At 65.4% G+C, this 14,098-nt stretch carries 13 protein-coding genes and 1 other RNA gene; 11 read left to right on the forward strand and 3 right to left on the reverse strand.

Translation table 11 applies throughout. The features are described from left to right. The first annotated feature begins 103 nt into the window (after window positions 1-103). Window positions 104-361, forward strand: a complete 258-nt coding sequence (locus IVB36_RS36960; protein WP_018454225.1) for a hypothetical protein — start codon at window positions 104-106, stop codon at window positions 359-361. 7 nt (window positions 362-368) lie between these two features. On the opposite strand, the gene IVB36_RS36965 is transcribed toward IVB36_RS36960, so the two are convergent. Next, window positions 369-1,739: a PLP-dependent aminotransferase family protein gene (locus IVB36_RS36965; RefSeq protein ID WP_247294875.1), complete on the reverse strand. Its 1,371-nt coding sequence runs from the start codon at window positions 1,737-1,739 to the stop codon at window positions 369-371. A gap of 79 nt (window positions 1,740-1,818) precedes the next feature. On the opposite strand from IVB36_RS36965, the gene IVB36_RS36970 reads away from it, so the two are divergent. Further along, complete coding sequence (locus IVB36_RS36970; RefSeq protein WP_231190417.1) at window positions 1,819-2,253, forward strand: DUF983 domain-containing protein; 435 nt, start codon at window positions 1,819-1,821, stop codon at window positions 2,251-2,253. A 72-nt stretch (window positions 2,254-2,325) separates the two neighbouring features. Further along, window positions 2,326-3,039, forward strand: coding sequence for an alpha/beta hydrolase (locus IVB36_RS36975; protein ID WP_247294873.1), 714 nt, complete (start codon window positions 2,326-2,328; stop codon window positions 3,037-3,039). Between the two features lie 55 nt (window positions 3,040-3,094). Here the strand turns inward: IVB36_RS36975 and rnpB are convergent. Further along, window positions 3,095-3,574, reverse strand: an RNA gene (gene rnpB / locus IVB36_RS36980) — RNase P RNA component class A. Between the two features lie 149 nt (window positions 3,575-3,723). Here rnpB and IVB36_RS36985 point away from each other — a divergent pair. Then, window positions 3,724-4,077: a YciI family protein gene (locus IVB36_RS36985; protein ID WP_018454229.1), complete on the forward strand. Its 354-nt coding sequence runs from the start codon at window positions 3,724-3,726 to the stop codon at window positions 4,075-4,077. A 22-nt stretch (window positions 4,078-4,099) separates the two neighbouring features. Then, on the forward strand, window positions 4,100-5,332 hold the full coding sequence (locus tag IVB36_RS36990; RefSeq protein WP_247294871.1) for an RNA polymerase sigma factor: 1,233 nt from the start codon (window positions 4,100-4,102) through the stop codon (window positions 5,330-5,332). Window positions 5,333-5,452: 120 nt separating this feature from the next. Here IVB36_RS36990 and IVB36_RS36995 read toward each other — a convergent pair whose 3' ends face one another. Continuing rightward, the gene (locus tag IVB36_RS36995) at window positions 5,453-6,235 is read right to left on the reverse strand and encodes an N-acetylmuramoyl-L-alanine amidase (protein WP_085349089.1); all 783 of its coding nucleotides are present in this window, start codon (window positions 6,233-6,235) and stop codon (window positions 5,453-5,455) included. A 523-nt stretch (window positions 6,236-6,758) separates the two neighbouring features. Between IVB36_RS36995 and rsmH the strand changes: the two genes are divergently transcribed. The 6 genes from rsmH to mraY all read left to right on the forward strand — a co-directional run bounded on the left by rsmH (window position 6,759) and on the right by mraY (window position 14,095). Continuing rightward, window positions 6,759-7,748: a 16S rRNA (cytosine(1402)-N(4))-methyltransferase RsmH gene (gene rsmH, locus IVB36_RS37000; RefSeq protein WP_162496556.1), complete on the forward strand. Its 990-nt coding sequence runs from the start codon at window positions 6,759-6,761 to the stop codon at window positions 7,746-7,748. A 3-nt stretch (window positions 7,749-7,751) separates the two neighbouring features. Beyond that, window positions 7,752-8,144, forward strand: a complete 393-nt coding sequence (locus IVB36_RS37005) for a hypothetical protein (protein WP_247294869.1) — start codon at window positions 7,752-7,754, stop codon at window positions 8,142-8,144. Beyond that, window positions 8,141-9,895: a penicillin-binding protein 2 gene (locus IVB36_RS37010; protein ID WP_166517606.1), complete on the forward strand. Its 1,755-nt coding sequence runs from the start codon at window positions 8,141-8,143 to the stop codon at window positions 9,893-9,895. The genes IVB36_RS37005 and IVB36_RS37010 overlap by 4 nt, the downstream gene beginning before the upstream one ends. 84 nt (window positions 9,896-9,979) lie before the next feature. Beyond that, window positions 9,980-11,452, forward strand: a complete 1,473-nt coding sequence (locus tag IVB36_RS37015) for a UDP-N-acetylmuramoyl-L-alanyl-D-glutamate--2,6-diaminopimelate ligase (RefSeq protein WP_247337756.1) — start codon at window positions 9,980-9,982, stop codon at window positions 11,450-11,452. After that, the gene (gene murF, locus IVB36_RS37020; protein ID WP_204512073.1) at window positions 11,449-12,828 is read left to right on the forward strand and encodes a UDP-N-acetylmuramoyl-tripeptide--D-alanyl-D-alanine ligase; all 1,380 of its coding nucleotides are present in this window, start codon (window positions 11,449-11,451) and stop codon (window positions 12,826-12,828) included. The genes IVB36_RS37015 and murF overlap by 4 nt, the downstream gene beginning before the upstream one ends. Window positions 12,829-12,991: 163 nt before the next feature. Beyond that, complete coding sequence (gene mraY / locus IVB36_RS37025; protein ID WP_007600847.1) at window positions 12,992-14,095, forward strand: phospho-N-acetylmuramoyl-pentapeptide-transferase; 1,104 nt, start codon at window positions 12,992-12,994, stop codon at window positions 14,093-14,095. Window positions 14,096-14,098 lie beyond the last annotated feature (3 nt).

Consider the following 14,098-nt stretch of genomic DNA (forward strand, 5'->3'; position numbering starts at 1 on the left):
AAAGACAGGCCTACATGACGCTCGTACTTCAAACTGGGGGCCCGCTCGACGCCATCATGCGGTTCGATCGGCCAGTCTCCCGAATGAGATATGGAGAAGGACGATGACCCGCACGAAGATTGCCGTCGCGGCCGCACTAGTGTCGGCGGCGGCCTTGATGCCGACCATGGCGCAGGCCCAGTTTTCCGAGCCTGCGGCCTATCAGGCTGCCCATCCCGACCGCGACGTTCTGAATGGCGGCCAGCTCACGCCCGCCGCGCGCGGGGCTCTCGGCCAGCCGAGCGATGCCTACGCATCGCAAGCTTATCCATCGGCTGTTGCGCCGGTCGTGCGCTCCCACCATCGCCGGCAGCATCGATAGGTATTTGCTAGACGATCTGCCGGGTGTCGGCGGGCCTGTGCAGCGCGCTCATGAGGATGCGCAGCGCCTCCGTCAATTCCGCCCGGTTGCGCGCCGCGCCTAGCGAGACGCGTGCCGCGTGTGGTGCGGTCCCGTCGACGGTGAAGGCCTCGCCGGCGACGACTGCCAGTCCATTCCGCAGCAGATGCGCCGCGACATCGGGACGGTCCTCCGGCAGCCGCAGCCACAGATGATGCGCGGCGGGCTTGGCCTGGAACTCAAATCCCTTGAGCGCCCGTTGCGCGAGCTGCTGGCGGCCGATCGCCTCGCTTCTGATGGCGGTGATGATGCGGTCGGCGATCCCGGTCTCGATCCAATGCGTCACCAGCGCGACCATCAGCGGCGCCGGCATCTGCACCGTCGCCTGCAAAGAGCTACGCATCTCCCGCTGCGAGCTGCCGTCGGGCGTCACCAGATAGGCGACCCGTAGTGCGGGCGCCATACATTTTGACAGCGTGGTCGCGAGATATGTCTGATCCGGAATGAGATTGGCGATCGGCGATGCCGAGCGATCGAGCAGCCCGTAGGCATCGTCCTCGATCAGAATCGTATCGGCATCGTTGATGATCTTGGCGATGGCGCTGCGGCGCTCGGGGAGAAGCGTCGCGGTGGTCGGATTGTGCAGCGTCGGAATGAGATAGACCGCTTTCGGTCTATGCGTGCGGCAAGCCTTTGCCAGCGCCTCTGGCAGGATGCCGCCGTCATCCATCGCGACGCCGACGAGTCTGACGCCGAGGCGCGCGGCGGCGGCCCTGATGCCGGGGAAGGTGAGGGCTTCCGTCAGCACGATGTCGCCGGGCCGGGCGACGTGGGCGAGCAGGTTGAACAGGATCGTCTGTGCGCCGGGAAAGATCACGAGCCTGTCGGCATGCGCATGCGGCACGCGGGGGCGCATCCATCGCGCCGCGACCTCGCGCTCGTGTGCGCTGCCGCCGGGCGGCTGGTAGTTGAGATGCGCGGTCAGGCCCGATTGCGCGCGGATGGCTTCCATCCCGGCGATGATGCGCTCGTCGAGCTGCGCTTCGAGAGGTTGCGGCGGCACGTTCATCGAGAGGTCGATCGCGACGGGATGCGGCAGATCGACCACGCGGCGCGCGCTGGTCTCCGACACGAACGAGCCCTGGCCGACCCGGGCCTCCATGATGCCGCGGCGCCGCGCCTCGGTGTAGGCGCGTGTCACCGTGGTGAGGTCGATGCCGAGCGCCTTTGCCAGCGCCCGCTGCGTCGGCAATTGCTGGCCGCGCACCAGCCGGCCGGCGGCGATGTCGGCCTCCATGGCTTCGACGATGCGCTGATAGCGCGGCCCGCTCAGCTCCGAAATTGTAGGGGTCCAATCCATGCAATGAAGGCCCATATCCTTTGAATGTATGGATACAAGATATTATTGTATGGATCCTAGAAAAGGAAGAGGTGGGGTCATGGCAACCGGTTCAGTCTCTCTGGCAAAGGCGATGTGGCGCGGATTTCGCGGCAAGTGCCCGAACTGCGGCGAAGGCCATGCGTTCGGCCGTTTCCTGAAGGTGGCAGATACCTGCGACCATTGCGGCGAGGAGCTGTTCCACCAGCGCGCCGACGATTTCCCGGCCTATCTCGTGATGGTCGTCGTCGGCCATCTCGTGGTGCCGGCAATCCTCGCGGTCGAAACCGCCTATGCGCCGGCCGTCTGGCTGCAACTGGTGGTGTGGCTGCCGGTGACGTTGTTCGCTTCGCTCGCGCTGTTGCAGCCGACCAAGGGTGCCATCGTCGGGCTGCAATGGCAGATCGGCATGCATGGTTTTGAGGCGGGCAAGCTGCGGCGCGAAGCTGGTCGGCCTGCAGCCGTCCTCGTGAAGGTGAACGCGCGCGCGGCTTAAGGGGCCGTAGCGTTTACATCGCGGGACCGGCCGCTACACTCCATCGTACAAACAAGAACGATGGAAACGCCGATGGCCGCACGCTCAAAAACCTTCCTGCTTTGTCACGGCGCGTGGTCCGGCGGGTGGGCCTGGAAGAAGATGCATCCGTTGACGGCAAAGGCCGGCCATCGCCTCATTGCGCCGACCTATACCGGGCTCGGCGAGCGCGCGCATCTGGCCAGTCCCGCGATCGATCTCGACACGCACATCCAGGACATTCTCAACGTCATCAGGTTCGAGGATCTCGAGGACATCGTGCTCCTCGGCCACAGCTATGGCGGCATGGTCGCCACCGGTGTCGCCGATCGCGCGCGCGAGCGGGTGACGCAATTGATCTATCTCGACGCCTTCGTGCCGCGTGACGGCCAATCGCTGTTCGATCTCCACGAGGGCGGGCGCGAGCCGATGCGCAAGGCTGCAAGCTCAGGCGACGGCTACCGCATCCCGCCGAACCCGCCGCCGCCGGACACGCCGCCGGCCGATCTCGACTGGCTCAACGCCCGCCGGATCAACATGCCGATCAAATGTTTCGAGACGAAGCTGAAACTCGAACATGGCGAGCCGGCGATGCCGCGCAGCTACATCTATTGCACGCGCATTCCGCCGGGCGACGTGTTCGGGCAGTTCGCGAAGCGCACCAAGACCGAGGATGGCTGGCGCACTTTCGAACTCGATGCGAGCCATGCGCCGAATGTGACAGCGCCGGAGGCGCTGATGGGTGTGTTGCAAGAGATCGTCGGATAGCAAGCCCCCAAATGGTGAGGGGCCCGATGCAGTCAGCATCGAACCCCTCGTTGAAGATATCAGCCGGCCTCTAAGCCGGGTTCTGTAGGGCACCGTCCGCTTGCGCGAACGATACGTGACGGCCATTCCTCTGGGACCATGTTTGCACATGGCCTCGAGCAACCTACCCGGACGGCGGGCCTGACATCGCCCCGCGGCGTTATCGCTTTCGCGAACACTCCGCTATGCCGTCCCTATTCGGTTTTGCTCCCGGTGGGGTTTACCATGCCGGCTCCGTTGCCGCAGCCGCGGTGCGCTCTTACCGCACCTTTTCACCCTTACCTGCCTACGCAGCTTGCGCTGCTACGGCACGGCAGGCCCGAGGGCTTGCCGCGCCAAAGCCCCGAAGGGGCGACGGCGGGCGGTTCGTTCTCTGTGGCACTTTCCCTGGGGTCGCCCCCGCCGGACGTTATCCGGCACCGTATGTCAAGGGAGCCCGGACTTTCCTCCCCGGCGGCCTTTCGGCACTTGCCGGAGCGGCCGTCCGGCCGACTGACGGCTTACGCATGAAGCATTTGTGTCGGTTCCGCAAGCCGATATCGCCATGCACGGTTCGCCCGAAATAATTTATCCTGAAGATGTCGTTGGGCGCGTGTCCCGTTCGACTGGATGTCGGCGATCCAGCCGTGCAGCAGGAGTTAAGCGATGCAGTATTTGCTGATGATCTACCAGAACGAAGCCGAGTACGCGAATATGCGTCCGGCGGCCGGCCAGCAGATGACGGCGGAATATCAGACCTTCACGCAAGGCATCATCCAGAGCGGCAATTTCAAGGCCGGCGACCGTTTGCAGCCGACCACGACTGCAACGACCGTCCGCGTGCGCGACGGCAAGACGCTGACGACCGACGGCCCGTTTGCCGAAACACGCGAGCAGCTCGGCGGCTATTACCTGGTGGAGGCCAAGGATCTCGATGCTGCGATCGAGATCGCGTCGCGGATTCCGTCGGCGCGTATCGGCTCGATCGAGGTGCGGCCGATCTGGGTCTACGACAAGTGACGGCGCCGTCGCGCATCGGCGCATGACGCTGTCCGAGATCGACAAGATCTTCCGCGACGAGGCGGGGCGGGCGCTGGCCACGCTGATCCGCCTCGTCGGCGATTTCGATCTCGCCGAGGACGCGCTCCAGGACGCCTTTGCGGTGGCACTGGCGCGCTGGCCGGCGTGCGAGGTCCCCGACAATCCGCGTGCCTGGCTGGTCAATGTCGCCAGGCACAAGGCGATCGACCGTATCAGGCGCCAGGCCGTTTTCCGCGGCAAGGAGCAGGCGCTCGTGCACGAGCTCGAGCTGAACGCGCAGGCGCCCGCCGAGCCGCCGGCAATGCTCGACGACGACATGCTGCGGCTGATCTTCACCTGCTGCCATCCTGCGTTCGCGCCCGAAGTCCAGGTCGCGCTGACACTGCGCACCGTCTGCGGGCTCTCCACGGCGCAGGTCGCGCGCGCCTTCCTCGTCAGCGAGGAGGCGATGGCGCAGCGTCTCGTCCGCGCCAAGCAGAAGATCAGGCTCGCCGGCATTCCCTATGAGGTCCCCGAGCGCGACACGCTGGTGCCGCGGCTCGATGGTGTGCTTGCCGTGATCTATCTCGTCTTCACCGAAGGCTACGTGGCGACGTCCGGTGCGGATTTGATGCGACCCGATCTTGCCGCCGAGGCGATCCGGCTTGGCCGCTTGCTCGACCGGCTGCTACCCGATCGAGCCGGGATCAAGGGCCTGCTGGCGCTGATGCTGCTGCACGATGCGCGCCGCGCAGGGCGCCAGACCGCCGCCGGCGACATCGTGCTGCTGGAAGAGCAGGATCGTTCGCAGTGGGACCATGCACAGATCGAGGAGGGTCTGCGCCTGGTGGACGACGCACTGCGCGTGCCCGGCCGGCCGCAGCCGTATGCAGTACAAGCCGCGATCGCTGCGCTGCATGCGCGTGCGCCGAGCTACGAGCAGACAGACTGGCCGCAGATTGCCGGGCTCTATGAAGTGCTGCTGCGGATCAATCCGTCGCCGGTGATCGAACTCAACCACGCGGCGGCGGTGTCGATGGTCGATGGGCCCGCGCGCGCGCTCGATCTCGTGGATGCGACCGCCGCACGCGGCGCGCTTCATGGCTATGAGCTGCTGCCAGCGGTGCGGGCGGATTTGTTGCGGCGGCTTGGCCGGAAGGAGGAGGCGCGCGAGGCCTATCGCGCTGCGACGGAGGCGACGCAGTTAGAGCCGCTGCGACGGCTTTATGCGCGAAGGATGAGGGAGATGAACTGAGTTTCCGTCATGGCGGGGCTTGTCCCGGCCATCCACGTTCTTCCGGCGCGACAAAGACGTGGATGCCCGGGACAAGCCCGGGCATGACGGAGCAAGAGGTCACGTTCTCGAAGACGTCAGCTACTTCGTCACGATGGTCGTTGTCTCCTGAGGGAGACTCCCCAACAGCGCCTGCAAGGTCGAGAGCGTCGAGTGATCCGCGACCCCATCCAGTCGCGCCGGGCGGAAATGGCGCTGGAACGCGGTGACGACTTCCATGGTCGCGGCGTCGTATTTGCCGGTGAGGGGAACGCCGTAGCCGTATCTGGCGAGCGCTTGCTGCAGGCTCAGCACCTCATCGCTGATGGTGCCGAGCATCAGGCTTTCGCCGCGCACCACCGGCGCGGGCGTGACCCAGTGTCCGACGCCGGAATTGGCCAGCGAATGCCACGGAAATTTTTCGCCGGGATCTTTCTTGCGCGCCGGCGCCACGTCGGAATGGCCGAGCACCCGGTGCGCGGGCACCTTGCGGCGGAGCATGATGCCGCGGCACAGCGCGATCACGGCGGCGATCTGGCGCAGCGGAAACTCCGGATAGCCCCAATCGTGGCCGCGATTGACGATCTCGATCCCGATCGAGCAGGAATTGATGTCGTCCTCGCCGGACCAGGACGAGACGCCGGCATGCCAGGCGCGCCTGGCCTCCGGCACGCATTGCACGATGCGGCCGTCTTCCAGCACGACATAATGTGCCGATACCTCTGTGCCCGCGGAGCAGAGCCGCGCCAGCGCACCTTCGACGTCGGGCATGCCGGTGTAGTGCAGCACAATCATATCGGGTTGGCGGCCCTTGTTGCGGTCGCCATGGTTCGGTGAGGGGATGATGTCGGAGACGATCGAGGAATCCGGCTCGAACGTCCGCATGTTCGCGGCCGCTTTGGGAACCGGCAGAACGCGTTGACGCTTCGAATCAGATCCAGACGGCGTGGACGAACCGGACGACATAAATAGCTCGAGACAGACAGAGAGTGGGCCAAGCCCTTTTCTTTACTATTCCTTTACCCTCCACCGTGCGCAACCGCGCGACGAGGTTAACGGATGCATTTTGGCGCATGTGTGTGGATGAAGCATCACCGCCGCGTCAGCTTTTCGACTTGTCGCGAGCCGATCAACGCTTTCTTAACGCTAAGGGCCGTTACTGAGAGATGAAGAGCCGACCCGCGTCCGGAGGCGGCCAAAGCGTATTTTGGCTCGAAATCCCATGGCTGCCCGACAAATTCCAAGGGGAATACTGGGTTGGTGGCCCGGGACGACCGGGCACGGTAACCATATCGGACGGGGGTTGGGTCGTGGAACCGCCGCGACGCGGAATCATTCGAGGCGTTATGAGCTTGTTCGTCCCCGATCTCACTTGGGAGTCCGGCGGGGCGATCGGCAGGCCTGGCGCATGAGCTCGGCTCCGCACATCCCCGTTCTTGGCCGCGAGGCCATCGACCACCTCGCCCCGCGCGAAGGCGGCCTTTATATCGACGCGACCTTTGGTGCCGGCGGCTACAGCCGCGCGATCCTCGACGTGCCGGGAACTCAGGTGATTGCCATTGATCGCGACCGTACTGCGATCGAGGGCGGCGCCGAGCTCGTCGCATGCTCGGCGGGCAGGCTGACCCTCGTTGAAGATCGTTTCTCCAACCTCGCCGAGGTCTGCGCGGCTCAAGGCATCGATGGCGTCGACGGCGTCGTGATGGACGTCGGGGTATCCTCGATGCAGCTCGACCAGGCCGGCCGCGGCTTCTCGTTCCGCCTCGATGGTCCGCTCGACATGCGGATGGGGCAGGCAGGCCCGACTGCGGCCGATGTCGTGGCGCGCGCCTCGGAAGGCGATCTCGCCGACATCATTTATCTTCTCGGCGAAGAGCGGCAGTCGCGCCGGATCGCCCGCGCTATCGTCGCGGACCGTCAGGAGACGCCGTTCACGACCACGCGCGCGCTCGCCGAGCTCGTCGGCAGGGTGGTTCGGTCCAAGCCCGGCGATATTCACCCGGCGACGCGGACGTTCCAGGCCCTGCGCATCTTCGTCAACGAAGAGCTCGAGGAACTCCAGAGCGCGCTCATCGCTGCCGAGCGCGTGCTCAAGCCCGGTGGTCGCCTCGTTGTCGTCTCGTTCCATTCGCTGGAAGACCGCATCGTCAAGAATTTCCTTAGCCTGCGCAGCAAGACGGGTGGCGGCTCACGCCATTTGCCGGAAGTGTCGCAGGCGGTGCCGAGCTTCCAGCTGCTGACGCGGCGGCCGGTGATCGCGGGCGAAGACGAGGTCGCGCATAACCCGCGCGCGCGGTCGGCAAAACTGCGCGCCGGCGAGCGCACCTCGGCGCCTGCGCATGATGATCGCGAGCAATCGTCATGGCCAAAACTCTCCGACGTCATGAGGGGTGGCTAGCGCATGCGCTTCATCCACCTCCTCGTCATCGGCGCGCTGATCTTCGCGGCAGCCTATGTCTATAGGATCAAGATGGACTCCACGGCGCGCACCGAAAAGGTGCTGCGGCTGCATGCGGAGATCCGCGAGCAGCGCGATGCGATCGCGGCGCTGCGCTCCGAATGGGCCAAGCTCGATGCGCCCCTGCGCCTGCAAGGCCTGTCCGACCGGCATCTGCAGCTCAAGCCGGTCAACGGCACGCAATATGATTCACTGAAGAATTTGCCCGAGCGTCCGCTGCGGATGTTCAGGCCGGGCGAGCCGGATCCGATCGGCGCCATGCTCAACACCATCGAAGCCGCCAGCGATCCCGATAATGTGACGGGCTCCGTGCCTCAGCCCGAGGACAAGCCATGAGTGCTGTGACCCCGGCCAAACCTGCAGAAAAGCCCGCTGAGCCCTGGCGGCAGCGGCTGATCCGCAGCCTGCTGTACGGGCGCAACGTCGATCGCGCGGCCAAGGCGCGGGCGCGCGTCGGCCTGGCGATGCTCGCCTTCGGCGCGGTCTACGCCCTGATCGGCGGCCGGCTCGTGATGTTCGCGATCGGCGCCGACGCCCATGGCGCACGCCGCGCCGCGGCGCAGGAGGTGGTCGCGACCGCGCGGCCCGACATCGTCGACCGCAACGGCGCGATTCTCGCGACCGACGTCAAGGCCTCGAGCCTGTTCGGCGAGCCGCGCCGCATCATCGACAAGGACGAGGCAATCGAACTTCTGACCGCCACGGTGCCCGACCTCGACGAGGCCGAGGTGCGCGAGCGCCTGAAGACGCGCAAGGGCTTCGTCTGGCTCAAGCGCGAGATTACGGCGAAGCAGCAGCAGGACATCCACAAGCTCGGCATTCCCGGCATCGGTTTCCTGCGCGAGAACAAGCGCGTCTATCCGACCGGCAACGAGGTCGCCCACCTCATTGGTCTCGTCAACATCGACAACCAGGGCATCGCCGGCATGGAGAAGTGGCTCGACAATCAGGGGCTCGCCGATCTCCACCGCGCGGGCTTTGCCACCGACCGGCTGCAAAAGCCGATCGAGCTATCGGTGGATCTGCGGGTCGAGCACGCACTGCGTGACGAGCTGCTGAAGGCCAAGGAGAAATACCACACCAAGGCTGCCTCCGGCATCGTCTCCAACGTCAAGACCGGCGAGATCGTGGCGATGGTCTCCCTTCCGGACTTCGATCCCAACAATCCGAAGGAAGCGCACGATCCCGACCGCATCAATCGCCTGACCACCGGCGTTTACGAGATGGGCTCGACCTTCAAGGCGTTCACGCTGGCGATGGCGCTCGATTCCGGCAAGATCAATCTGAACACATCGTGGGATGCACGCGGAAACCTGCACTACGGCAAGTTCACCATCCACGACAGCCATCCGCTCGGACGCTTCATCAACACCAAGGAAGTGTTCACCTTCTCGTCCAACATCGGCGCGGCGCGGATCGCGCTCGGCCAGGGCGTCGAGGCCCACAAGGCATTCCTCGGCAAGATGGGCCAGTTGACGCGGCTGCGCACCGAACTGCCGGAAAGCGCGGCTCCGCTGATTCCGCGCCGCTGGGGCGAGCTGAACACGGTCACCATCGCTTTCGGCCAGGGCATGTCGGTGGCGCCGCTGCAGGCGGTGATGGGCATCAACGCGCTGGTGAACGGCGGCTATTTGATTCCGCCGACCTTCATGAAGCGCAGCGAGTCCGAAGCGGCGGCGATGGCCAAGCGCGTCATCAGGACGGAGACCAGCGACAAGATGCGGTTCCTGATGCGGCTCAATGCCGAAATCGGCACCGCCAAGACCGCCGACGTCAAGGGTTACTATGTTGGCGGCAAGACCGGCACGTCGGAGAAGGTCATCAACGGCCGCTATGCCAAGAAGCGCGTGCTCAACTCCTTCACCGCGATCATGCCCTGCGACGATCCGAAATATCAGATCCTGATCATGCTGGACGAGCCCCAGGCGATTCCCGAAACGAAAGGTTTCATCACCTCGGGCTGGAACGCGGTGCCGACCGGCGGCAAGGTGATCGAGCGGATCGCGCCGCTATTGGGCGTCGAACCGCGGTTCGACCTGCCGCCGTCCGAGCGCCTTATTCTTGCAGCATCCAGGACAACCCAGTAATCAACCGGGTGGGCCGTTGCCGCTGCTGAGTCGGGATTTCCCTGCAGATTCGGCAATCCGGTCCGGCATGTCGACTGGAAGACCATGAAGCTGCGCGACCTCCTCGATCAGGACGTTCAGGGCAATGATGCCGCAATCGAGCCCGCGGTCGCGGCGCTCGACGTGACCGGCGGCGCCCTCGACAGCCGCGCGGTCAAGCCCGGCGATCTCTTCTTCGCACTTGCGGGCAGCAAGACCGACGGTGCGCGCTTCATCGATGCCGCGATTGCCGCCGGCGCGGTGGCGGTCGTCGGCGACCATGCCCCTGATGGCTGCAAGGTGCCGTTCATCACAGTCGCGAATCCGCGCCGCGCGCTGGCGCTGGCCGCGGCAAAATTTTTTCCCGCGCAGCCCGCGACAATTGCGGCGGTGACCGGCACCAGCGGCAAGACCTCGGTCGCCGCATTCACCCGGCAGATCTGGGAGCGGCTCGGGCACGCCTCCGCCAGCATCGGAACCATCGGGCTCGTTTCCCCGAAGCGTACCGTCTACGGCTCGCTGACGACGCCCGATCCGATCGCACTGCACCGGCAGCTCGACGAGATCGCACGCGAGGGCGTCACGCATCTCGCCTTCGAGGCCTCTTCTCACGGGCTCGACCAATATCGCCTCGACGGCGTGCGCGTGTCCGCCGGCGGCTTCACCAATCTCTCGCGCGACCATATGGATTACCATCCGACCGTCGCGCATTACCTCGCGGCCAAGCTCAGGCTGTTCCGCGAACTTGTCCCGCCGGGGGGCGCGGCCGTGATCTCCGCCGATCATGATTGCTCGGCGGAGGCGATCAGTGCTGCGAATTCGCGCGGCTTGCGCGTGATGGCAGTCGGTCGCAACGGCGACGGGGCGGGCGAGGGCATTCGTCTCGCCGGTGCGGAGGTCGAAGGATTTTCGCAAGTGCTCGCGCTCGAACATCGCGGCAAGCGGTATACGATCCGGCTGCCGCTGGTCGGCGAGTTCCAGATCGAGAATGCGCTGGTGTCAGCTGGCCTCGCCATCGGCACCGGCGGCGACGCCGCGGACGTGTTCGCGAGCCTCGAACATCTCGAAGGCGCCAAAGGTCGGTTGGAGCGCGTCGGCGAGCGCAACGGTGCGCCGATCTTCGTCGACTATGCGCACAAGCCCGATGCGCTGGCGAAGGCGCTGCAGGCGCTGCGTCCCTACGCCAGGCGCAGGCTGGTCGTCGTGTTCGGCGCCGGCGGCGACCGCGATGCCGGCAAGCGTCCGATCATGGGCGAGATCGCCGCCGGCAACGCCGACGGTGTCATCATCACCGACGACAATCCGCGCAGCGAGAAGCCGGAATCGATCCGCGCCGAAATTCTCGCCGCCGCCAAGGGCGCCCGCGAAATCGGCGACCGGGCCGCGGCGATCCGCACCGCGATCGCCGAATTGGAAGATGGCGATGCGCTGCTCATCGCCGGCAAGGGCCACGAGACCGGGCAGATCGTCGGCGGAGAGGTTTTGCCCTTCAGTGATCACGAGGCGGTCGCCGCCGCATTAGCGTCGAGGATTGCATGAGCGCGCCCATATGGACGGTGGCCGAAGTGGCGCGCGCGCTGGGCGCCGCCGGATCGTTCCCGGACACGCCGATCGACTTCGTCACCCAGGACAGCCGGCTGGCGAAGCCGGGCAGCCTGTTCGTCGCGCTGAGCGGCACGCCAAGCGGCGGCTTCATTTCGGCCTTCGCCAGCGCGCGTGACGGCTGGGAGTTCGCGGACAAGGCGGAAGCCTCGGGCGCGGTCGCGATGATCGTGCCGCACGAGATCGCGGGCATCCGCATTCCCCAGATCGTCGTCAAGGACACGCTGATCGACGGCCTCTGGGGCCTTGCGCGCGCGGCACGCGCGCGCTTCAACGGGCCGGTGATCGGGCTCACCGGCAGCGCGGGCAAAACCAGCACCAAGGAATTCCTCGCGGCCTATCCCAATGCCTATGCCAGCCCGTCGAGCTTCAATAATTTCTGGGGCGTGCCGCTGACGCTGTGCAATGCGCGCCCCGATGCCAGTCTCTGGGTCGTCGAGATGGGCATGAACCAGGCGGGCGAAATCGCGCGGCTTAGCGAACTGACGCGGCCGACGGTGGCGCTCGTCGTCAACGTCCAGCCGGTGCATCTGGAGAAGCTCGGCTCGCTCGAAGCCATCCGTCGCGAGAAGGTGTCGATTGCACTCGGCCTGCCCGCGGAAGGCGTGCTGGTGCTGCCCGCCGGGATCAAGGCGCCGGACTGGAAGGGCAAGGTCATACGCTTCGGCGAGAAAGCCGAGGTGCATGAAGTCGCGCACGCGCCGCACGGCGACAGCTGGCAGGTCGTGGCCGCGCTCGGCAAGAAGGAGATCGCGTTCAGCCTGACGCCGGGCGCGCCGCATCGCGTTCAGAATGCGCTGGCCGCGCTCGCATCGATCCGTGCGACCAACCTCGATGCGGCGACGCTTGCGATCAAGCTCGACCGGGTCGGTATCATGAGCGGCCGTGGCGTCGAGCAGGCGGCCGGTGGCGTCACCGTGATCGACGACAGCTTCAACGGTAATCCGGCCAGCGTGGCTGCCGCGCTGCAAAGCTTGCAGGCGCGCAACACGACCGGTGGCCGCCGCATTGCCGTGCTCGGCGACATGCTGGAGCTGGGCGACGGCGCACCAACCTATCACATCGACCTCGCCAGGCATCTCGACGGCATCGACGGCGTCTATTGCGTCGGACCCCTGATGCGTCACCTGTTCGAGGTGCTTCCAGCCGGCAAGGGTCTCGGTTGGCACGACGACCCCGTCACGCTGAAGCCGGGGGAGGTCGCAAATCTGCTGAGGGCAGGCGATGTCGTGGTTGTCAAGGGCAGCAAGAAGATGTTCTGGGTCAACAAGTTTGTGCCGGGCCTAGTGGCCGCCTTGCAGGCAAGGGCGTAAACTGCTTGGAAGGCGCTGTTCCCGAATCCCCCCTTTCCGGCGCGAAGCCGTTCGTTTTCTTTAGAGGTCGCCCGACCCGATGATGAAGACCAGCGAATGCGCGTGAGGCAGGTTGACAAGGCCAAGATCAAGGCGCGTGCAAAGGCGCCATAGGACCGTCTGAATGTTTTACTGGCTGATCGAGCTCTCCAACACATTTCCGGGCTTCGGTGCCGTTCGCACCTTCCTGAACGTCTTCCGCTACATCACCTTCCGCACCGGCGGCGCCGTCGTCACCGGCGCGCTGTTCGTATTCCTGTTCGGACCCTGGATCATCGACCATCTGCGCATCCGGCAAGGCAAGGGCCAGCCGATCCGGGCCGATGGTCCGCAATCGCATCTCGCCAAGAAAGGCACGCCCACCATGGGCGGGCTGATGATCTTGTCCGGTCTCACGGTCGGCACGGTGCTGTGGGCCAATCCGCTCAACCCTTACGTCTGGATCGTGCTGGCGGTGACGCTTGGCTTCGGCTTCGTCGGCTTCTATGACGATTATCTCAAGGTGACGAAGCAGACCACGACCGGGTTCGGCAGCAAGCTTCGCCTGCTGATCGAGGCGGCGATCGCGCTGGTGGCCTGCTACGCGCTGGTGCGGCTGAACCGCGATCCCGCGTCGACCGCGCTGACGATTCCTTTCCTGAAGGACACCGTGCTGCATTTCGGCTGGTTCTTCGTCGTGTTCGGCGCCTTCGTCATCGTTGGCGCCGGCAACGCGGTGAACCTGACCGACGGTCTCGACGGCCTTGCCATCGTGCCGGTGATGATCGCGACTGCGAGCTTTGCCATGATCGCCTATCTCGCCGGCAACGCGGTGTTCGCCGATTATCTCCAGATCAAATATGTCGCCGGCACCGGCGAGCTCGCCGTGCTCTGCGGCGCGCTGCTGGGTGCGGGCCTGGGCTTCCTCTGGTTCAACGCGCCGCCGGCCTCGATCTTCATGGGCGACACCGGCTCGCTCGCGCTCGGCGGCATGCTGGGCGCGATCGCAGTGGCGGTGAAGCACGAGATCGTGCTCGCGGTGATCGGCGGCCTGTTCGTGCTGGAGGCAGTCTCCGTCATCGTGCAGGTGGTGTCGTTCAAGATGACGGGAAAACGCATCTTCCGGATGGCGCCGATCCATCACCATTTCGAGCAACTCGGCTGGACCGAGCCCCAGATCGTGATCCGGTTCTGGATCATCTCGGTGATGCTGGCGCTCGCTGGCCTATCCACGCTGAAGCTGCGGTGAACG

The sequence above is a fragment of the Bradyrhizobium sp. 35 genome, assembly GCF_023073215.1.
GTDB lineage: Bacteria > Pseudomonadota > Alphaproteobacteria > Rhizobiales > Xanthobacteraceae > Bradyrhizobium > Bradyrhizobium canariense_D.